General features: G+C 48.2%; 21 protein-coding genes. 14 read left to right on the top strand and 7 right to left on the bottom strand.

The features are described from left to right. Positions 1 to 148: 148 nt before the first annotated feature. Both PJF56_RS03670 and PJF56_RS03665 read left to right on the top strand, forming a co-directional pair. Positions 149 to 2,404, top strand: coding sequence for a heavy metal translocating P-type ATPase (locus PJF56_RS03670; RefSeq protein ID WP_283761292.1), 2,256 nt, complete (start codon positions 149 to 151; stop codon positions 2,402 to 2,404). Positions 2,405 to 2,738: 334 nt separating this feature from the next. Then, positions 2,739 to 3,692 carry a GUN4 domain-containing protein gene (locus PJF56_RS03665; protein ID WP_283761291.1) on the top strand — a complete coding sequence of 318 codons (954 nt, stop codon included), beginning with the start codon at positions 2,739 to 2,741 and terminating at the stop codon, positions 3,690 to 3,692. Positions 3,693 to 3,894: 202 nt separating this feature from the next. Here the strand turns inward: PJF56_RS03665 and PJF56_RS03660 are convergent, their stop codons facing one another. After that, entirely contained in the window at positions 3,895 to 5,550 is a 1,656-nt protein-coding gene (locus tag PJF56_RS03660; protein ID WP_283761290.1) for a YcjF family protein, read from the bottom strand. A gap of 149 nt (positions 5,551 to 5,699) precedes the next feature. Between PJF56_RS03660 and PJF56_RS03655 the strand changes: the two genes are divergently transcribed. The 3 genes from PJF56_RS03655 (at position 5,700) to PJF56_RS03645 (ending at position 7,670) form a co-directional block, all read left to right on the top strand. After that, the gene (locus PJF56_RS03655) at positions 5,700 to 6,185 is read left to right on the top strand and encodes a DUF937 domain-containing protein (RefSeq protein WP_283761289.1); all 486 of its coding nucleotides are present in this window, start codon (positions 5,700 to 5,702) and stop codon (positions 6,183 to 6,185) included. 298 nt (positions 6,186 to 6,483) lie between these two features. Further along, complete coding sequence (locus PJF56_RS03650; protein WP_283761288.1) at positions 6,484 to 7,059, top strand: Uma2 family endonuclease; 576 nt, start codon at positions 6,484 to 6,486, stop codon at positions 7,057 to 7,059. 35 nt (positions 7,060 to 7,094) lie between these two features. Next, entirely contained in the window at positions 7,095 to 7,670 is a 576-nt protein-coding gene (locus PJF56_RS03645) for a Uma2 family endonuclease (RefSeq protein ID WP_283761287.1), read from the top strand. A 41-nt stretch (positions 7,671 to 7,711) separates the two neighbouring features. On the opposite strand, the gene PJF56_RS03640 is transcribed toward PJF56_RS03645, so the two are convergent. After that, on the bottom strand, positions 7,712 to 7,924 hold the full coding sequence (locus tag PJF56_RS03640; protein WP_347179433.1) for a PIN domain-containing protein: 213 nt from the start codon (positions 7,922 to 7,924) through the stop codon (positions 7,712 to 7,714). A gap of 115 nt (positions 7,925 to 8,039) precedes the next feature. Beyond that, positions 8,040 to 8,771: an alpha/beta hydrolase-fold protein gene (locus PJF56_RS03635; RefSeq protein ID WP_283761285.1), complete on the bottom strand. Its 732-nt coding sequence runs from the start codon at positions 8,769 to 8,771 to the stop codon at positions 8,040 to 8,042. 167 nt (positions 8,772 to 8,938) lie between these two features. Between PJF56_RS03635 and fmt the strand changes: the two genes are divergently transcribed. The 5 genes from fmt (at position 8,939) to PJF56_RS03610 (ending at position 11,678) form a co-directional block, all read left to right on the top strand. Next, entirely contained in the window at positions 8,939 to 9,934 is a 996-nt protein-coding gene (fmt, locus tag PJF56_RS03630; protein WP_283761284.1) for a methionyl-tRNA formyltransferase, read from the top strand. Positions 9,935 to 10,013: 79 nt separating this feature from the next. Next, positions 10,014 to 10,775, top strand: coding sequence for an MBL fold metallo-hydrolase (locus PJF56_RS03625; protein WP_283761283.1), 762 nt, complete (start codon positions 10,014 to 10,016; stop codon positions 10,773 to 10,775). Positions 10,776 to 10,791: 16 nt separating this feature from the next. Continuing rightward, the gene (gene petN / locus PJF56_RS03620) at positions 10,792 to 10,968 is read left to right on the top strand and encodes a cytochrome b6-f complex subunit PetN (protein WP_283761282.1); all 177 of its coding nucleotides are present in this window, start codon (positions 10,792 to 10,794) and stop codon (positions 10,966 to 10,968) included. 21 nt (positions 10,969 to 10,989) lie between these two features. Next, on the top strand, positions 10,990 to 11,133 hold the full coding sequence (locus tag PJF56_RS03615) for a hypothetical protein (protein ID WP_283761281.1): 144 nt from the start codon (positions 10,990 to 10,992) through the stop codon (positions 11,131 to 11,133). 98 nt (positions 11,134 to 11,231) lie between these two features. Then, positions 11,232 to 11,678 carry a hypothetical protein gene (locus tag PJF56_RS03610; protein WP_283761280.1) on the top strand — a complete coding sequence of 149 codons (447 nt, stop codon included), beginning with the start codon at positions 11,232 to 11,234 and terminating at the stop codon, positions 11,676 to 11,678. 9 nt (positions 11,679 to 11,687) lie between these two features. Here the strand turns inward: PJF56_RS03610 and mfd are convergent, their stop codons facing one another. Together mfd and PJF56_RS03600 are read right to left on the bottom strand one after the other, a co-directional pair. Further along, the gene (mfd, locus tag PJF56_RS03605; protein WP_283761279.1) at positions 11,688 to 15,152 is read right to left on the bottom strand and encodes a transcription-repair coupling factor; all 3,465 of its coding nucleotides are present in this window, start codon (positions 15,150 to 15,152) and stop codon (positions 11,688 to 11,690) included. A 170-nt stretch (positions 15,153 to 15,322) separates the two neighbouring features. Then, positions 15,323 to 15,652, bottom strand: a complete 330-nt coding sequence (locus PJF56_RS03600) for a XisI protein (RefSeq protein ID WP_283761278.1) — start codon at positions 15,650 to 15,652, stop codon at positions 15,323 to 15,325. A 221-nt stretch (positions 15,653 to 15,873) separates the two neighbouring features. On the opposite strand from PJF56_RS03600, the gene PJF56_RS03595 reads away from it, so the two are divergent. Together PJF56_RS03595 and PJF56_RS03590 are read left to right on the top strand one after the other, a co-directional pair. Continuing rightward, entirely contained in the window at positions 15,874 to 16,338 is a 465-nt protein-coding gene (locus tag PJF56_RS03595) for a P-loop domain-containing protein (protein WP_283761277.1), read from the top strand. Next, positions 16,301 to 16,483 carry a hypothetical protein gene (locus PJF56_RS03590; protein ID WP_283761276.1) on the top strand — a complete coding sequence of 61 codons (183 nt, stop codon included), beginning with the start codon at positions 16,301 to 16,303 and terminating at the stop codon, positions 16,481 to 16,483. The genes PJF56_RS03595 and PJF56_RS03590 overlap by 38 nt, the downstream gene beginning before the upstream one ends. Here the strand turns inward: PJF56_RS03590 and PJF56_RS03585 are convergent. Next, positions 16,463 to 18,508, bottom strand: coding sequence for an elongation factor G (locus tag PJF56_RS03585; RefSeq protein WP_283761275.1), 2,046 nt, complete (start codon positions 18,506 to 18,508; stop codon positions 16,463 to 16,465). The two genes, PJF56_RS03590 and PJF56_RS03585, sit on opposite strands and share 21 nt — an antisense overlap. Before the next feature lie 302 nt (positions 18,509 to 18,810). Here PJF56_RS03585 and PJF56_RS03580 point away from each other — a divergent pair, with 302 nt between their 5' ends. Both PJF56_RS03580 and PJF56_RS03575 read left to right on the top strand, forming a co-directional pair. After that, the gene (locus tag PJF56_RS03580) at positions 18,811 to 19,725 is read left to right on the top strand and encodes a tetratricopeptide repeat protein (protein WP_283761274.1); all 915 of its coding nucleotides are present in this window, start codon (positions 18,811 to 18,813) and stop codon (positions 19,723 to 19,725) included. A gap of 237 nt (positions 19,726 to 19,962) precedes the next feature. Beyond that, on the top strand, positions 19,963 to 20,247 hold the full coding sequence (locus PJF56_RS03575) for a YggT family protein (RefSeq protein WP_283761273.1): 285 nt from the start codon (positions 19,963 to 19,965) through the stop codon (positions 20,245 to 20,247). Here the strand turns inward: PJF56_RS03575 and PJF56_RS03570 are convergent. Next, complete coding sequence (locus PJF56_RS03570; protein ID WP_283761272.1) at positions 20,244 to 20,690, bottom strand: hypothetical protein; 447 nt, start codon at positions 20,688 to 20,690, stop codon at positions 20,244 to 20,246. The genes PJF56_RS03575 and PJF56_RS03570 overlap by 4 nt on opposite strands. Positions 20,691 to 20,831 lie beyond the last annotated feature (141 nt).

Genomic DNA, 20,831 nt, shown 5'->3' with positions numbered 1-20,831 from the left:
GCGGCAGAAGGATAATTGGAATAATGCACTATTTTAGATGAAACAGTCCACTACACTCTGTCGAATTCCTCAAATTTTACTCTTTCCCTTGACTCTCCAGCCCACTGGAGATTTTAAACTCTAGAGAACAGATGAGAGGATAAAGGTGATGCAACAACAAACGCTACAGCTAGAGGGAATGTCATGTGCCGGTTGTGCCCAACGGATTGAAAGCGTCATTCAAGGAGTATCCGGAGTAACTAAATGTTCCGTTAATTTTGCTCTTTGCGAAGCAACGGTTCAGTATAATCCCAGTTCCGTGTCTCTGGATAAGATTCAGCAAGCCGTAGAAAATGCGGGATATCAAGCCAATGTGCCCGTACAGGAAGAGGAGGAAGACGAATCAGACCCAGCGCTCGAAAAGTTACAACGCAAGCTCTGGTTGGGAGGAGCCGCTTCGGTTCTGTTGGTGGTGGGGTCTTTGCCGATGATGATGGGAATTTCGATACCGGGTTGGCCCCATTGGCTGCATAACCCTTGGCTGCAATGGGTAGTGTCCACTCCGGTGATGGTTTGGTGCGGTCGTCCGTTTTTTGTGGGCGCTTGGAAAGCCCTGGAACACAAAGGGGCGGATATGAATAGTTTGGTGGCTTTGGGGACGGGTTCGGCCTATTTTTATTCTTTGTTTCCGACCCTGTTTCCTGGGTTTTTTGAGGCTCAGGGACTGAGTGCCGATGTGTATTATGAGGCGGCGGTGGTGATCGTTACCCTGATTTTGTGGGGGAGAATGCTGGAACATCAAGCAAGATCCAAAACTTCATCAGCTATTCGCGCTCTAATTGGCTTGCAACCGAAAACAGCACGGGTAATTCGAGACGGGGAAGAGCAGGATATTCCCTTAACTGAGGTGCAAGTGGGCGATCGCCTCTTGGTGCGTCCTGGAGAAAAAATTCCCGTCGATGGTAAAGTCGTTAAAGGCTCCTCAACCATTGATGAATCCATGGTTACCGGGGAAAGTGTGGCAGTCGATAAACAACCGGGTGATGAGGTGATTGGTGCAACGATCAATCAAACGGGGAGTTTTCAGATGGAAGCTATGCGGGTGGGCAAAGATACGGTTTTAGCCCAGATTATCCAGTTGGTGAAAGATGCCCAAAGTTCTAAAGCGCCCATTCAAAAATTAGCCGATCGCGTCACATCCTGGTTTGTGCCTGCGGTTTTAGCCATAGCAGTCATCACATTTTTAACCTGGATTGTTCTCACGGGCAATCTTACCCTAGCCATGGTAACCACTGTGAGCGTGTTGGTGATTGCTTGTCCCTGCGCTTTGGGGTTAGCGACTCCCACTTCGGTGATGGTGGGAACCGGGAAAGGGGCACAACAGGGAATTTTAATCAAAGGAGCGGAAAGTTTGCAACTTGCCCATCAGATCCAAACCATTGTCTTAGATAAAACCGGAACTCTGACGGAAGGCAAACCCACGGTTACGGACTATATCACCACATTGGGAACTGCCCATGGCAATGAATTGAAACTGTTAGAGCTTGCAGCCAGTCTAGAAAAATCTTCTGAGCATCCCCTAGGAAAGGCTGTAGTAGACTATAGCAAGCGTCAGGGGGTGAAAAAACCTTTCAGCGATCCAGAGCAGTTTAAGACCATTCCTGGCTGTGGAGTGCAGGGTTATAGTTCTGACTACCTCATCCAATTGGGAACGCGGCGATGGATGGAGGAGTTGGGGGTGAATCTGGAGGTGAAAACCTCTCAGGATGTGCTATTGAGCGAGTATCAGGATCGGTGGGAGAGTGCGGGAAAAACGGTGATTTGGATGGCAGTAGATGGAGAAGTGGAGGCAATTTTGGCGATCGCCGATGCTCTGAAACCCTCTTCGGAAGCCGTGGTTAAGCGACTTCAGCGCATGGGGTTAGAGGTGGTGATGCTCACGGGAGATAATCAGCATACCGCAGAGGCGATCGCCTCTCAAGTGGGAATTACCCAGATTTTCGCCCAAGTGCGTCCCGAAAACAAAGCCGATAAGGTGCGGGAATTGCAACAAAAGGGTAAATTAGTCGCCATGGTGGGTGATGGTATCAATGATGCCCCCGCTTTAGCCCAGGCAGATGTAGGGATAGCCATTGGTACAGGAACCGATGTGGCGATCGCCGCCAGCGACATCACCTTAATTTCTGGCGACTTACAAGGCATCATCACCGCCATTCAACTCAGTCATGCCACCCTAAATAATATCCGCCAAAACCTCTTTTTCGCCTTCGTTTATAACACCGCCTCCATCCCCATTGCCGCCGGAATTTTATATCCGATTTTCGGTTGGTTACTCAATCCCATGATTGCCGGTGGAGCGATGGCATTAAGTTCGGTTTCCGTCGTCACCAACGCCTTAAGATTACAAAACTTTAAACCCCATTGATATCCCCGTAGGGGCGGGTTCTACCCAATATCTAGAAAACCCACCTACCAATGTTGTAAACCCGCCCTCACCCATTCCCCGTAGGGGCGGGTTCTACCCAAATCTACAATACCAACCCATCAATGTTGTAAACCCGCCCTCACCCATTCCCCGTAGGGGCGGGTTACACCCAAATCTACAATACCAACCCATCAATTTTGTAAACCCGCCCTCACCACGAGCCAGTGCTTAATATTGCTCCCATCCTGATATACTCATGGGTGGGGTTTATGGCGATCGTGACGGTAACATCCGGTCATCCCCCACTCAATCTTACATCCCCTTGGAGAACACTATGGAAGAGGTAGAGACTCGTTTTGAGGTGCGTTTGATCCAACTCGCGGAACAGGTGGATCGGTTAACTCAAGAACAGGAAGCGCTTAAAGTGCAGCTTGCAGAGATGAAAGGTTCTGGTTTATCCGATACGATACAAGCACGACCAGTTCCTCCTGCTAACGCTGAACCCTTACAGTCAGCAAGTCAACCCGATGCACCCTCAGATGACATCCCCTTACAATCTTCTTCTGGACAAAGTTATGCCCGATTAAAATATCTTCTCAAATGTGGACGTTGGCAAGAAGCAGATGAGGAAACAGCCTTTCAATTACAGACTGTCACTGGATATACAAGTTGTGAGCATATTACTCAACAAGACATAGAAAGAACTCCTGCTGAAGATTTACAAATTATGGATTACCTTTGGAACAAACATAGCTATGGTAAATTTGGTTTTAGTATTCAAAGTCAAATTTATCGAGACATGGGAGGAACTGAAAAATCTAGAGAAATCGTTTTAAACGACTTTGGTAAAATTCTAGGTTGGTACAGGGATGATGAGGGTTGGATTACTGATGGTGATTTAATTGTTGATCTTGAGCAAGCACCCATAGGTCACCTTCCGGGTGTACCTGAACTGAATCTAAATGTCTATAAAATTCTCCTGTCTCGTGAAGAATGGTCGGAATTTCCACCCGATCCAGAAATTGAAGCACACATGGAACAGGTTGCACAACAAGAACGGATCAGATCCTCTAACTTGTACCAAGAAGAACTCGCTAGGGAACGGGAAGAAGAGCGAGCTACTCTCATCGATGCCTTTTTACAGGAGAAATTTACTGAAATTGATGAAGAACTCTTAGCCCTCAAACCCAAAATGCTCGCCCTTCCCAAAGACAAATTTGCCGACGCACTACTCAAACTCGGACAATGGTCTCGCGAACAACTGCTAGAACACTGGCAAGCTGACTAGAAAACCGGTTTCTGGTTGAAGACCTGAGTGCCTATGATGATGGAAGCTGTGCTAACTTGTTGATTACTGATCAACTTCTGTTAACCAAATAGTAGTTCAATGAAACCCCTACAGGATTAGCTCGGAGTGGGAGAGGGATTTTCCTGCGGACATGAAAGGGAGAGGGCATTGTCTGTTGCACAACTGATTTAGACTAGCTATATTACCAATTCTCTGATTCTGAGTCGGACTCTTCTAACCAATCATCTGGCTCAGGGAAATTGGGGGGGAGGGGTTCGGGCACTTTCATGACAGAGACGGGAGGAGTCCAAGGGGGGGGATAGTTGTTGTCTTCTGATTCTTCTGATTCACTTTGGGTGAGGGGATGGACGACGCGCTCGATCGCATCTTGAATGAAGGCTTTGACAAATTCATCCCGTTTATTCAGTTTGAATTGACGCTGCACCACTTCCGTAATTCCTCCGTCTCCCCAGTCTTGATCGTGGCGGAAATATTCGATAAAGCTTTTCCCGGCAATGCGGGTTAAATAGGCGGCTGTGACTCCTTGAATGGCTTTACCGATGATGAAGGTGGCCACATTAAGTTGTAGGGCGGTGGTGACTAATTTTAATGCTCCTTCCACGATGCCCAAACTGGTGAGGGTTTTGGCTAATGAGAGGGCTAATTCTCGCCCCCGTTCCATGTTTAATTCGCAGCCGTAGATGCGCCCTAATTCGACGACCATTTGAGCGTTGACGGCTGCTGTGGCGAGTAAATCGACGACGGGTATGGGGGTAACGGCGATCGCCCCTGCGCCGATCCATTGGAACTGTTCCACCGTCCGATCGGCTTGGCGCTTGCGTTGGGTATCCAAAATCCGCCGCGCATCGTCCCCTAGGGCACTGGCTTGCATCAAAATGTTGTCGGCAACCAAATCTTCGCCTTCAGCTCTGAGAACGGCGGCTAGGCGGCGGATTAGGGGTAAAATTTCGGGGTCTGGAACCACTAAATCGCCGGAGGGTAGAACGGCGGCTTGGGGATTGGCGGCGATCGCCAACACATCACCACTGCTCATCAGTCCCTGTACCCGGTGTCGCAACTGAGTTAAGATCCGCTCCCGGTCTTCGTCCGTATACAAATCGGTCTTATTAAACACCAACAAAGAGCGTTTACCAATTTGGGCTAAGGCTTGCAGGGGTTCATATTCGGACTGCCGTAGATCGTTATCGACCACAAATAGCAGTAAATCGGCTTGAGTTGCCAAGTGGCGAGCCATTTGGCCGCGATCGCTTCCCACTTCCCCAATTTCTAGGATACCAGGGGTATCGGTAATCAAGATTTCCCGGTTTAATCCCTTCAGGGGTAAATGATAGGTTTGTCCCTCTTGCGTCGTACCGATGGTGGGTTCCACTTGACCCACCATTTGCCCCAACAAGCCATTAATCACCGAAGTTTTACCCGATGAGCCTGTCCCAAAGACAACCACGCGCACATTACGACCATGGAGACTCGATTCAATTTGCCGCGATCGCTCCAACAAGGCTTCCCGCGCCACCCGATCCTGAATCTTATCCATCTGCTGCCTAACCGCTTTCAGGGTTTCGGCTGCCGCTTCCTTTTTCTCCGTCGGAACCTTCACCACCCTTTGACTGCGGCTTTTCCCTGTTGTTCCCCCTCGGAACATCCAGGCATAATAGACAACACCCGCCAACAATACCCCCAAAAGGGCAACAATTAAAAGTAAAACCACCGTTCCCAAGAGCGGGGACGTATAGGAAATTTGCAGGTAAAACCAGCGCAGGGCATCAATGAACCACAGCATCAGCCCTAAGACCAGTGTAATACCGACAATCAGAATCAGGAGGCGAGGCAGGGGCATGGAGGAACTTTCAAGGAAATGATTTTAAAATTTGGGTAGGAAGGACACGGAGACAGGGAGACGCGGGGACACGGGGAATGGTTTTGCGCCCTATTCCTTGGTAGGGTAGGGGAATACGTCTAGGGTAGCAAGTTTAGGAGGAAAGAATTATGGGATGGTTGAATCAGGTTGTTGGTGCAGTCAGCGAGCAGGGCGGTTTAGGGCAGCTCGGCGGGCTGGTGAATACGGTGCAGCAATTATCCAATGATACTGGGGCAGATGAAGGGCAAATGCGATCGCTCCTTTCCGTCGTTGCCAACTTTTCCCAGTCAGCCTTGAAAGAACAAGAGCCAGATCAAGCCCAGAATCTCGTCAATCAGTATAGCGGACTAGCGGCCAATCCCCAAGCAGTACAAGCCCTCTTTAGTTTGCCCCAACTGCAAAGTTTAATCCAGGTAGCCGCCGACAAAACCGGTTTACCAGCCAGTACCATTGAATCAGTTTTACCCACTGCTGTGCCCTTGGTGCTAAAAGTGGTGGAAATGGGAGCCAGTCAAGCAGAAAAGAACCCAGTTTTAAGCCGCTTACTCGATGCCGATGGGGATGGAGATATTGATATTGCCGATTTAATGCAGTTGGCAAGCCGGTATTTATAGCGCTTCGCCCTAGGGAGTGAGACTTTAGGTTTTTGGGAGTGCGAGCGTCTCGCTCGCTAGGGTAGATAACAGCGAGCAAGATGCTCGCACTCCTTGGTTTTCTCCGCTCCCTAGGGTAGATAACAGCGAGCAAGATGCTCGCACTCCTTGGTTTTCTCCGCTCCCTAGGGTAGATAACAGCGAGCAAGATGCTCGCACTCCTTGGTTTGCAGTCACGCCCTCGTTACCGAATAGAATAAACCTTATAAATGAGGACTTTTAAGAGAACCCATTACCGCGCAAAGCGCTGTACAAAACTATGACTGCATTGATTTTGCACAATCCAGAAACCGCCTCCATTACCGATGAGCAATTCTATCAACTTTGTGTGGCTAATCGTGACTTGCGGCTAGAACGAACGGCTAAAGGAGACTTAATCATTATGCCACCCACTGGAGGAACAACGGGCAACCGCAATTTAAAAATTGCTCAACAACTAGCTAATTGGGCGGATATTGACGGCACTGGAATAGGGTTTGACTCTTCCACCTGCTTTAAACTGCCTAAAGGAGCTAATTTTTCCCCGGATGCCTCTTGGATACCCTTAGCCAAATGGGAAGCATTGAGTGCAGAACAGCAAGAAAAATTCCCGCCCATTTGTCCCGATTTTCTCATTGAATTGCGCTCTGCCAGCGACTCCTTAAAACCCCTCCAAGAAAAAATGCAGGAATATATAGATAATGGTTGTCAGTTAGGTTGGCTCATTAACCCCCAAAACCATCAAGTCGAAATTTATCGTCAGGGACAAGAGAAACAAACTTTAGATAATCCTACCAGCTTATCGGGAGAAGAGGTTTTACCGGGATTCGTGTTAAATCTTGCCTTCATTTGGTAAACCCCCATTTTCAAGGATCGAAAGGAAAGCGAACCATGACAGCATTGATTTTAAGCAATCCAGAAACCGCCTCCATTACCGATGAGCAATTCTATCAACTGTGTGTGGCTAATCGTGACTTGCGACTAGAGCGAACGGCTAAAGGAGATTTAATCATTATGCCACCCACCGGAGGGGGAACAGGAAAGCGGAACTCAGAGATTAATCTAGATTTAGGGTTATGGAATCGACAAACTCAATTAGGAGTTGTCTTTGATTCTTCCACCTGCTTTAAACTGCCTAAAGGGGCTACTTTTTCCCCCGATGCCTCTTGGATACCCTTAGCCAAATGGGAAGCATTGAGTGCAGAACAGCAAGAGAAATTCCCGCCCATCTGTCCCGATTTTCTCATCGAATTACGCTCTGCCAGCGACTCCCTAAAACCCCTGCAAGAAAAAATGCAGGAATATATAGATAATGGTTGTCAGTTAGGTTGGCTCATCAATCCCCAAAACCATCAAGTCGAAATTTATCGTCAGGGACAAGAGAAACAAATTTTAGATAATCCTGCCAGCTTATCGGGAGAAGAGGTTTTACCCGGATTTGTCTTAAATCTTGCCTTGATTTGGTAATATCAATCATCAATAATTCCCAATTCTTGTAGGGGGTAGGTTTAACCCTCTAAAATAGCTATTAACTCTACAGGAGAAATAATTTTCATATCAGCATCAGAAAAATCGTCAAGATTACGAGTAACAATCATGTTTACATTCTGCTCTAATGCACAAACCAACTGAATGGCATCTTCAAAATCTTTATAATTCAGCGTCATTGCTCTCTCTAAAGTATCCTTATTGACAGGACAAACTTGCATAGCGGTCAAGATTCGCTCTATAGCAAACCTAAATGAGTTATGTAACGATCGCCCCTATGGATTCCAGCGCACCCGCAGGGAAACCAGAAACCCGGTTTTTCGGTATCTTCTGGTTCCTGTTTGTGGGTTAGGCAAAGGCGGCTAGTTGTGCCTGCCAAATTGACCAATCATGACCTCCATCCCAAATTTCGAGATGATGGGGAATGCCATTGCGATTAAAAATATCGCACAAGCGCAGATAATCCGACAGACAGTGGTCATGTTGAGCGGTGAGCAGTTTCAGGTCAGTATTAGCTCCTCCTAATTCTAACCAGCGATCGCGGCTCATATTAGCCATATACGCAACTGGATTAATAAAATGTAACTCCTTGGCGCTTTCCTCCCCATCCAACTCCACAATTCCCGGCAACGTCGTTAAATCATAAGTTCCCGACATCGAAATACACCGGCGAACAATATTCGGATAGCGCAGCGCCAAATTTAACGCATGGGTTCCCCCCAAAGAACAGCCAGCAGCCACCAAAAAATCATTTTGGGCCTCATCACAAGCATAGGGCATAAACTCCTTATACCAATGTTTCTCCAGCAATAACCAGCGCTGACGGCGTTCCTGAATCGTTAATCCTGGAGCTAACAGGGTTTCCCAGTCCAAGGTATCCAAACAAAACACCTGAGTCCAGCCCATATCCAAATGTCGCCCCAAAGCAGCAATCAAACCCCGGTCTTCAGGGTCAAAGAACCGTCCATTGCTCGACGGAAACAACAACATGGGATAGCCAGAATCCCCAAAATGCAGAACCTCCATGTCCCGTTGTAGAATCTGGGAATAGAACCGGAAATACCGACGACAATAAGCCATAAAGTTTAAACTGAAAGCGTGAGTCAGAATTGAGCGATCGAGGACGGATACAGAATTGAAAGTCTAGAACATGGGTTTTGAACAACATACTCCGGTAACTTAAAACAATAGGGTAACCGTTGTCCAATCCTGAACCGTTTCTCAAACATCATACAGAACCGTAACCCATGAATGTGATTTTTTTTGGTACACCTGCCTTTGCCGTCCCCACCCTAGAGCGCTTGTTATCTCATCCTCAAATACAAGTGCTGGGGGTTGTCACCCAACCGGATAAGCGTCGAGGTCGAGGGGGGAACGCCATTCCCTCTGCCGTGAAAACCGTTGCCCTCCGGGAAAATTTACCCGTATGGCAACCGCAACGCATCAAGAAAGACTCCTCAACTTTAGAGCAGTTAGAGCAAATGCAGGCTGATGTGTTTGTAGTGGTCGCCTATGGGCAAATTCTCTCCTCCAGGATTCTGAAAATGCCCAGGCTCGGATGTGTCAACGTCCATGGCTCAATCCTACCCCAATATCGGGGAGCCGCTCCCATCCAGTGGTCTCTCTATCATGGAGAAACCGAAACCGGTATTACCACCATACTCATGGATAAGGGTATGGATACCGGAGATATGCTCCTCAAGTCCGTCACTCCCATCAGTTTATGGGACAATGCCCACACCCTAGCCGAGCGGTTAGCCCAGATGGGCGCAGATTTATTAATCGACACTGTGTTAAAACTCAATCAACAGCAGGTTAAACCCATCCCCCAGGATAATGATTTGGCCTCCTATGCACCTTTGATTGATAAACCCGATTATCAGTTGAATTGGCAACGTAGCGCCCTAGAGTTACATAACCAAGTGCGAGCATTTTTCCCCTCTTGCCTCACCCCGTTTCGGGAGCAGGGGTTAAAGGTGATGGAAACCGCTCCCTTGCTCGCGGCTGAGGATTTAGAATTGCCGGAAGAGTTCATCAAGGTCGAGCAAAATTTGCAGAATATAGCCTTAGAGGATGCCCAAGTGGGAGAAGTGGTTTTCCTTGCCAAAGGATTGGGGCCAGTGGTCAAAGCGGGCAAAGGATGTTTAGTCTTGCGAAGAGTGCAATTAGCCGGAAAACGGGCCCAATTGGGAGGTGATTTTATGAATGGCTCTCGCGTGCAAGTGGGAGAGGTTTTGAACTAAAGCCCTCCCTCCTCATTTGCCGTAACATTTCGTAATCTATGCCTACAATAAAAGCAAAGCTCAACGTCCAATCATCCTTATGTATCTCACCTATCTCGATAGCAACTCTTGGTTACTCGAACTCGGAGGACAAAAGATTCTCATTGACCCTTGGTTAGTCGGCCCCCTAGTCTTTGGTAACCTGCCCTGGTTATTTAAGGGATATCGCCCCCAAGACCGAGCCATTCCAGAAGGAGTCGATTTAGTCGTTCTCTCCCAGGGATTAGAAGATCATGCCCATCCCCAGACCCTGAAAGAGTTAAACAAAAACTTACCCATCGTTGGCTCCCCCAATGCAGCCAAAGTCGTTGCCGAGTTCGGCTATACTCACATTCATGGCCTAGACCACGGCCAAACCTATCGCCTCAATGAGCAGGTCGAGATTCAAGCCGTTCCCGGTTCTCCCATTGGCCCGACTCTGGTGGAAAATGGCTATATCTTTAAGGAACTCTCTAGCGGCAAAACCGTTTATTATGAACCCCACGGTTATCATTCCCCTACACTAAAGGACAAGGGACAAATTGATGTGGTTATTACGCCCATAATCGATCTGGGTTTACCCCTAGTCGGGCCCATTATCAAGGGAAGCGAGAGCGCTCTCCAAGTGGCACAATGGGTCAAGCCTCAAGTGATGTTACCCACAGCAGCCGGTGGTGATGTGAAGTTTGAGGGTTTGTTGATTTCCTTACTCAGAGCTGAGGGCACGGTAGAAGAATTTCAGCAAAAATTATCGGCTCAGGGCTTAAGCACCCAAGCCCTTTCCCCCACTCCTGGAGAGCGTGTGGAAGTCCCACTACATTAACCTTGGGATGGAGAGGATGGGAACTGTTGCCTATTCCCTATTCCCCATTCCCTGTTCCTTGTATGATGAACAATGGAGTAATACTGTTGTTTTAAGATTAACTATGGACATTCTCTCTTTAGGTTGGGTTTCCTTACTGGTGATTTTCACCTTTTCTATCTCTATGGTCGTTTGGGCAAGAAACGGCTTCTAAGTACCATCTGAGGGAACGCTCATGGAATCTCCACTTTTCACCAGTCTCGTCTGGGCAGCTTTTGCCCTATTGGTCTTGGTAACAGGCGGAGTAGTTTATCTTACTTTAGTAGACTGGAACGATCGCCGCAGGCGACAAAAGGAAGAGCGCGAAAATCGCTCTTAATCTTCGTAATGGGGTTAATGGTGGTATTGGGTAATGGGGTGAGTCTCCTGAACCCAATGCCCTATTCCCTATCATAGGTTCCCTAAATCTAAACAGCAATGAAAGACTCAGATACGATTATCTTAAAAGCCTTCTTATTTGCCATTACCGAGTGTGCAGAAGAGTTGCCCTTAAGCCTAAATTTTGGGATTCATAAAGTGGTCAACGATTGGGATAACGGAGACACAAAAGCTCTAGTTTCCCTAGAAGAACTCCTCTATAACTATGACGAAATTTTGACCTTCTATCAAAAAGCCTGTGTAACGCTTCAGCAAAAACGGGTTAAACCAGACGTGGAAGAAGTGGCATCAGTAATAGAGGATGAAGCGGAAGAGATAGTGGAAGAAAAGAAAACGGCTTCTCCTCCTCTCCCCTTACCGAACTTAAAAACCGTTGGGTTTACGATTTTGCGTGCTGAAGATCCCCAAAGTGCAGCTCAACGGAAATTAGAAGAGTATGATGCCTCTCCAGGGTGGTATTTGCAGTTGACACTTGATGATTTATAGCGCTAATGATTAATTATTAATTGTTAACGCGGCTTGCATTTGCGAAAACCAGTTAATTAACTGATCGAGTTGTTGATTGGGTTTGAATACGCCTAAGCCGCGCACGGTGACTTTTTTGGGTGTATAGACAAAGCGAGCATGGAAACGACGATCTAGTTTTTCTTTTAATAGGTTCCAAGCGGGTTCTTCCATGGGCGTTTCTAAAACAACGTGCTGTTTTCCGTCGGGTTTAATGCGGGAAAAGCCGAGGGATTTGGCGAGTTGTTTGAGTTCCATGACGCGGATGAGTTGTTGCGCGGGTTGGGGGATGGTTCCGTAGCGATCGCCCCATTCCAGCTCAATTAAGCGTAATTCATCACCACAACTTGCTGCTGCTACGGAGCGATAGGCGCGCATTTTTTGATCCAGATCGGGGATATAATCGGCAGGAATAAAGGCGGTAATCGGCAGATCGATGCTGGTATCATCGACTTGGGGAATCTCTTGCCCTTGGATTTCCTGAATCGACTCCTGTAACATTTCCATGTATAAATCAAAGCCGATCGCCGTCATCTGTCCGGACTGTTCTGCCCCCAACAGGTTACCGACTCCGCGAATTTCCATATCCCGCATTGCCAACTGATACCCAGATCCCAACTGAGTAAATTCCTGGATCGCCCGCAGACGCTTTTGAGCTGCTTCTGGTAAGACGCGGCGATGGGGGTAAAAGAGCCAGGCATGGGCTTGAATTCCCGCCCGACCCACGCGCCCCCGTAACTGATACAATTGGGACAAGCCGAACTTCTGGGCATCCTCAATTAAGATCGTATTGACGCGGGGAATATCCAACCCCGACTCAATGATGGTGGTACAAACCAGCACATCGGCTTCCCCATTACTAAAACTGAGCATTGTCGCTTCTAGCTCCGTTTCCGCCATCTGTCCATGGGCGATCGCCAATCGCACCCCTGGCACATTTTCCCGAATTCGGGTACTAATCTCCTCAATTCCCTCAACCCTGGGAACCACATAAAACACCTGTCCCCCCCGATCCAACTCCTGACGGATCGCCGTGCGGACTGCCTCCAAATTATACGCCGCCAAATGGGTTTTAATCGGGCGACGGGACGGGGGTGGGGTGGTAATTAAACTCATCTCTCGCACCCCCGACAGAGACATATAGAGGGTGCGCGGAATTGGTGTCGCACTCAGGGTTAACACATCCACCTGGGTTTTCAGCGCCTTAATTTTCTCCTTCTGATTCACCCCAAACCGTTGCTCCTCATCCACCACCAATAAGCCTAAATCTCGGTATTTTACCTCCTTACTCAACAGTGCTTGAGTACCAACCACCACATCTAATTCCCCTGTGGCTAACCGTTGTTGAATCTCCTTCCGTTCTGTGGGGGTGCGGAAGCGGTTTAATAATCCCACTTCAATCGGATAGGGGGCAAATCGTTCTTTGAGGGTATGATAATGTTGCTGGGTTAAAATCGTCGTCGGAGCCAAAAATGCCACCTGTTTACCCGCCGTGACTGCCTTAAAAATGGCGCGAATTCCTACTTCGGTTTTCCCAAAGCCCACATCACCACAAACTAAGCGATCCATGGGGCGCGGGGATTCCATATCCCGTTTAATATCCTGGGTTGCTTTCAGTTGATCGGGGGTGGCTTGGTAGGGAAAGGATTCTTCTAGTTCTTCTTGCCAAGGGGAATCGGGGGGAAAGGCAAACCCTTCTTGTTGCGCTCTAGCTGCATAGAGTTTGAGCAAGTCCACTGCTAACTTTTTAATACTTTTGCGGACTTTATTTTTAGTTTTCTCCCAGGTTTTTCCAGCCAATTTATGTAGGGCGGGGCGCTTGCCATCGGTGGAGCGAAAGCGAGATAACGATCCGACTTGATCGGCGGCGACGCGGAGTAAGCCATCTTCGTATTTAATGACTAAATATTCTCTGGTTTCGTCATTGACTGTCAGCTTTTCTAACTTGATGAAACGTCCAACTCCATGGCTTTTGTGAACTACATAATCTCCCGGTTTGAGGGTATTGGGATCGACTTGTTTGGAGGCAGCGCGGCGACGTTTGCGGATGTAGCTGGGAGTAGCGAGGCTATGTTGCCCATAAAATTCGCGATCGCTCACTACCATTATTTTGAAGGTTGGCAGCACAAAGCCTTCTAGCTCGGCAACTCCGGAATATTTGAGGGCGATCGGGGTATAGTGAACTTGCAGAGAATCGATCGCCTGGTAATCCTTGGGATTGGGGATAAATTTAGCCCCACAATCATGTTCTTGCAGCAAGGAAACCGATCGCGAGGGTTGGGCAGAAATCACGAAAATCAGCGTCCGTTTTTTACTCTCCTCCCGCAGGGTTTCCGCAAGTTTGGCAAACTGATGGGGGAGAACGGGAACCGGGCGACTAGCAAGGTTAAGCGCTCCGGAATTACTTTCCGCTAATTCCGATAAGTGCAGACAGGGATAATTTTGCCCTTGCATTAAAGACTGGGCAAACGGGCGATGAATGGGAGGCACTTTACCCACTCCTTCAATACTTCGACTCCGCTCAGTAACCGCTTCCTCCAGGGTTTCATATTGCTCTTGGATATGTTGCACCCAATTGTCGCTATGGCTCTCACATTGGGCGGGTTCATCGATCGCCACCAGGGTATTTTCCGGTAAATAATCCAACAGGGAGCCGGGCGCGTCGAAGCCTAACCCCAAATAGGCTGGGGAAATTTCCGGTAGGTTATCCAAACCCAGATCCGCGAGTGCTTCCTCAAGAATGGGCGTAAACCCAGTCGGGGTTAAAATGACTTCAGGGATGGGATCGAGCGATCGCCCCGTGGCTGGATCGAGTTCCTTAATCTTCTCCAGAGCATCCCCATCCCCCTCGGTTGCCCACCATTCCAGGCGCACCGGCAACTCCGAAGCCACTGGGAAAATATCCACAATGTCTCCTCGGCGACTCCATTGCCCCTCGGTTTCCACGGAATTCACCCGCTCATAGCCCAATTGACTTAACTTGAGATCCAGTGCCTTACTCTCCCAGATATCCCCCTTTTGCAACCGCAGAGCATAAGGTTTAAAGGCTTCCAGGGGGGGGAGATGGGGTTGTAGTGCCCGTTCCGTACAAACAATCGCTCGTTGACGTTCTGGATCGCCCAACACCAACTCCGCCAACACCTGCATCTGTCCCCAAACCATTTCCGGTTCTGGAGGGCTGGATTCATAGGGGGAGGCTTCCGTGGTGGGATAAAATAGCACCGCATCCCAATCCATGGCTTCCAATTGCGCCGTCCATCGGTTTGCCTCTTCCATGGTTGCTGTCACTACCAACAATGAGCGAGATTCCGCTTGTGAGAGCGCAGAAGCCACTAAACCCTTGGGAAACCGGGGAATTCCCTGAAGCGTTAAGGAGCGGTTGTCGCCCAGTTTAGTCAGTAGCTCTTGCGTTAGAGGCGATCGCCGCAAGGTTCGCAAGATGGAGGAAAAGGCCATAAATCCAAGTGTTATCGAATGTGAGTCCAATCTATTAGTTTAAACCGGGAATGGGCGATTGGCGATCGGTCATAATGATAGCTTAAATCCATTGCCGTACCTCTAGCAACCAATATTCATGGTTCGATTATAAGAGCTAATCATAACTAATGGGTTAAGTTGATATGTTTTTAAGTATGATTAGCGATCAATTGACGAACCGTAGGAGAACGATACCCTAAAACAATTTTATCTTTAGGAATACCCATCTCAATTAATTCTTGGGCAATACCGGATTCCGTAAAATCTCGTTGAATCCAAATTTTGTCCTCTTGAATCTCTACATGAATCGGACAGCCATAAATGCGCTTTTCATCTTCCCAACCTACATGCAGCAGTAAATAACGTTGGCGCTCCTCATCAAACACGATTTTAGCCTCTACAGTTTGATCCTGCTGTCGATATTGCCAATGTTCAAGAATAATTTTTTGGATGGCTTCTGCATAATTTAGATTTTCCATTGGATAATCATCTCCTGCTTGATATCAAATATTATCAAATTCAAGTCATACCTGCTGATTGATTTTTGAATAAAAGGATCAACAAAAAAATCTTCGTAAGCTGGCATCAGTGAGGATGAATTGTTTCATAGCTATTATATACTAAAGTGGCGGCAGTAAGGCGATCGCTATTTTGACTTAACTTTCAGATTGCATTGGGAGAAAATATAAAAAAGTCTAATGTGAGATCGACGATAGAAAGGCTTCACTATGCGAATATTTCACATTTTGGCCAGGATATTGTTCATATTGGAGATATTAAGGTATGCGGTAATGGTTCTCCTGTTCCTAAGTCTTCCAAAAAGGAAAGGGAACCACCGCAAATTGATTGGGGACTTGCGCCAGAAGTTGCTTGTTTTTATAGACGTAGAGAAGAACTGGAAACGCTGGAAAGTTGGGTGAGTTGCTCTCGTTTAATTTTGCTGTTGGGACTTCCGGGAATTGGTAAAACGTCTCTGGCGCTGAAATTGATCGATCGCATCCAAACTCAGTTCGATCGCCTCCTCTACTACAGTCTCCAGTTCTCTCCCCCCTTAACGGCGACGCTTACCCATCTGTTACAGGTTCTCACCGACTCTGAAGAGGTTCCCCACGAACTCGAAGCGCAACGTGCGCCAATTCCTAGAACAAGATATCCTGTTAATTGACTCCATCCAAGACCAATATCAGCGCCGTTTTAACCGCTTATCCGACTTAGAACAACAGCTCCTGCAAGATATGGCGCAATTTTCCGCACCCGTTGGCTTAGGAGACCTGTTGAAAGGGCGATCGTTATTCACCCAGGGTTGCTAAAACGCGATCGGCGACTTTATCGGGCACTTCTTGCAAGTGATCGTACTTCCAATCAAAGAAGCCGACTCCCATAGTCAAAGAGCGCAACTCAACAATAAAGTTTTGCATTTCTGCTTGGGGAAGATAGGCAGAGGTTTGATCCCATCCTTTCCAAGAAGTCAGGGGTTCATAGCCGAGGATTTGACCGCGACGACCACTGAGCAGTTGCAAGACTTTGGAGGTAAATTCTGTGGGTGCAGAAATGGTAATGGCGCAGATGGGTTCGAGTAAGATGGGTTTACCTTGGCTCATGCCGGTGGTCATGGCGAGTCGAGCAGCTTGTTTAAAGGCTTGTTCGGAACTGTCTACACTGTGGTAACTGCCGTTGGTGAGGGTAACGCTCACATCAACCACAGGGAAGCCCAGCGGCCCTTGGCTCAGGTATTCTCGTACTCCGGTTTCTACCCCAGGAATGTATTGTTTGGGCACTACACCACCGACGATGGTTTCATTGAAGATAAAGCCTTCTCCCCGCTCTAAGGGACGGATATCTAAATAGACATCGCCAAATTGACCATGACCGCCACTTTGGTGTTTATAGCGTCCGTGAATGCTCTCAACGGGTTTGCGGATGGTTTCTTTGTAAGCCACCTTGGGTAAATGGGTGGCCATGGGCAGGTTGTACTTACGTTTGAGGCGCTCTAGGCTGACTTTGAGATGAATTTCTCCTTGTCCCCAGAGGATGACTTCGTGGGTGTCTCCATGTTGCTCCCAATAGAGGGAGGGGTCTTCTTCTAGGAGTTTGTTGAGGGCTGGGGTGAGTTTTACTTCGTCTTTGCGATTTTCAGGGGCGATCGCCATGGAATAGACGGGTTGGACAATATTGGCCTTGGGTAGGGCTTCCACCTCTTTGGTGGGCGATAGGGTATCACCGGTGTATACCCCATCCATCCGCGCTAGGGCGACGATTTCCCCAATGCCAGCTTTGGATACAGATTCCTGTTGTTGTCCGAACAGGCGATAAATTCCGCCAGGTCGCACGCCATTGAGAACTAAACCTTCGGTAATTTCGCCTTGCCAAACGCGAACCAGAGACATTTTTCCCCCTTGGGGGGTGTAATAGGTTTTTAAGACTTGGGCAATGGGGGCATCGCTTTCTAGGTCAACTCCCCGCCGCTCTGAGGTGAGGTTGGGGGCGGGCGCTTCCCGTTTCAGGGCATCGAGGAGGGGACGCACGCCATAGCCTTCGGAAGCGACACCGAGGAATACGGGCACGATCAAATCGGCTCCTAATTCCATTTTCAGGTCTTTGACGATTTCTTCTTGGGAGGGCTGGATGTCTTCGAGGAGTTCTTCCAAGAGGTGGTCGTCAAAGTCGGCTAGGGTTTCGAGCATCTGGGTTCTAGCCTGGGTTTCTGCGTCTTTGAGGGACTCTGGAAGGGGGACGGGATCGGCGGGTGCGTCGGGGTGGTAGTGATAGGCTTGTTCGCTTACGAGGTCAATATAGCCGATTATTTTGTCTTCAGCAGCGATGGGGAATTGGTGGGGAATAATGGGGCGCGAAGATACGGATTTTAGAGCGGTAAGCAGGGCAGAAAAACTGGTTAGACAGCGTTCTTCGTCGGTGCAGACGCGATCCATTTTGTTTATGAAGACGAGATGGGGAATTTTCCAGTCGTCTAGGAATTTGAAGAGGGGGGCAAGGGTGAGGATGCGATCGGGTTCGGGTTCGCAGACGATAATGGCTGCACCTACGCCGATGAGGGCGTTGTAGGTTTCTTGGGCAAATTCGATGGAACCGGGACAGTCGAGGAAGGTGAAGTGAATGTCTTGGTAGTCTGTGGAGGCGACGTTGATTTCGACGCTCATTTGTTGCGATCGCGCTTCGGGCGATCCGTCGCCGATGGTGGTTCCGTCTTTTATCGAGCCTTTGCGCGAGATTGCGCCGCTCACATATTCTAAGCTTTCGAGCAGCGTGGTTTTACCACCCATGTAAGGGCCGACAATGGCCACATTACGGCTGCACAATACTCCTGTTTCGTTCATAAGGTTCTCCTCAATTTTTTTAGGTAAAGGAGGGTAAGATGGGCGCTCATCTTCATGGGATGATGCACCATCGATTCAATACTTTAGAGGTTACCTCTTCTGGAGGGAGATTGAACAAATTGCAATCTCTTTTAAAGCAATTCGGGTATTTTTTTGAAGTAACGTGAATGAGTGTTATTTTTGATGAATTTTTATCAATTTTTTTATCGTTGCCCGTCTAACGGTTTTATCTCTCTCCCTGGGGGGCTTGAAAGTGTGCTATACCAGGAAAAATTCAGTACCCTCCAATGAAGTGAAAATTGATGATGATGGGCTTTGGTAATCGGTGGTGGCTTGGTTTCTGCTACGCAACGGCGATCGCTGCGGTGTTCTCTGGGAGTGCAGTACGGGGACTCGATCCTCTCAAGTTGGCTCAGGTTGAAGTTCCGACTCAGGCGGTCGAGTCTTTGCATCAAGGCTTGCAATTGATTCAAGCGGGAGAGGTGGAACAGGCGATCGCCGCTTTTCGGGAGTCGGCGCGGTTGGGGCCAAATTTGGCTCCGGCTCAGTATAATTTAGGTCTAGCTCTCCGACAGACGGGGGATCTTCAAGGGGCGGCAAGTGCTTTTCACCAAGCGATTCAGATCGATCCGAATTTTGCCATGGCCTACGCAAATTTAGGGGCAGCCCTGTTAGAAGGGAGTAATTTAGAACAGGCTCAGGATTATTTACAGATGGCGATCGAACTCGATCCGAAGTTGGGAGTCGGACATTACAATTTGGGATTGCTACAAAAATTACAGGGAAAACGGACAGAGGCGATCGCCTCATTTAAGCAGGCCATGGTGTTTTCGCCAACCGCTCCGGAACCCTATTATTATTTGGGTCTGATTTATCAGGAACAGGGGGATTTAGCCCCAGCTCTGGAGGCTTTGCGCCAAGCAGTAAACAAAAATCCAGCTTATGCCGAAGCCTATTATGCGATCGGCTCCATTTTATTACAACAAGGTCAACTGGATCGGGCCCTCAATGCCTTCCGAGAGGCTGCCGCAGCCAATCCCAATTATGGCAATGCCTATTATGGAGCGGGGTTAGTGTTTCTAGAGCAACAAGAATATCAAGAAGCCCAACGGGTATTAGCCTTTGCCCAACAACTCTATGAAACCGACGGCAATCAACAGTGGGCCACGGCAGCCGCCCAATTGTTACAACGGGCACGAGATTTAGAGCGCTTCTAATATCAAATCCGGTGAATTGAAAAGAGAAGCGGGCAAGATGCCCGCACTCCTCGAATTCTTTGATCTGACTGGAGTGGGAGCATCTTGCTCCCTGAATTTTTAATGGGGGTATTTTAAGTGGACATAACCCTTCTTAGCCATTCCCACCCGGTTCGGAAATTCCTCTGCCACTTCGGGTAAGCGATCCGGTACATTAGAAAACAAACGATCCTGTAATCTCTGAGGAATGGAATCCCTATGTACTTGCTTGCCAGCACCCTAGCAACTTTTTGTCAAATCTACTTTGTCCTCCTGATTATTCGGGTTTTATTGAGTTGGTTTCCCAGTATCAACTGGTTTGACCCCCCATTTTCCCTCCTGAGTCAGCTCACCGATCCCTATCTGAATATTTTCCGGTCGATCATTCCGCCCCTGGGGGGACTCGACTTTTCTCCCATTTTGGCAATCTTCTTGCTCCAGTTTTTGAGCGGTGTGTTCAACACTCTTCAGGTCTCCTTTGCCCAGGGGTCATTGGGCTTTTAGCGCCGAACTCGACCACTAAAACCCGCAGCCTTGAATTGCTCTAGGATCAAAGGAGTGGGTTGATTGGCAGCCACGGAGATTCTCAGTTCAAAGTCACTGACTCCCGGTGGTACTTTCTCAATTAGCCCCAAACGAGTCCGATTTTGCATGACAGGGTTGCGGTTGGCATCGTAGACGCGACCAAAAATATCAGCATCATAAACGGTTTTTCCCGTCGGGTTAGTGGCTTGTCCATGGATGAGGAAGCAGTTGGCCGGTTGAGACAATCCCCCACTGGTGACTGCTCCTTCACCGATTTCTGGAGGACACATTTCGTAGGAGAGATCGGATATTTTGATTTGAGTCAGTGCTAAGGCATCGGGAGCCATACTCCAAGAGGTCAGCACCAGCAGAAGAGAAAGGCAAGTCAGTTGTATACAACGGAGTAGAGAAGGCGATCGCATCGGCTTTGACTTCCATAAATTTATCAGTTCAATCTTTTAGCTTACCCTGGATTGACAATTAGACCAAACGGCCAAACCCGTATCCATATTGACTTAAGTTAAACAGTTATTTTGTAAAATAGACCCATATCATGACGTGAA

The organism is Roseofilum halophilum BLCC-M91, from assembly GCF_030068445.1.
GTDB classification, from domain to species: Bacteria; Cyanobacteriota; Cyanobacteriia; order Cyanobacteriales; family Desertifilaceae; genus Roseofilum; species Roseofilum halophilum.
Note: the sequence above shows the minus strand (reverse complement) of the source record. Positions and strands in the feature narration are given on the sequence as shown.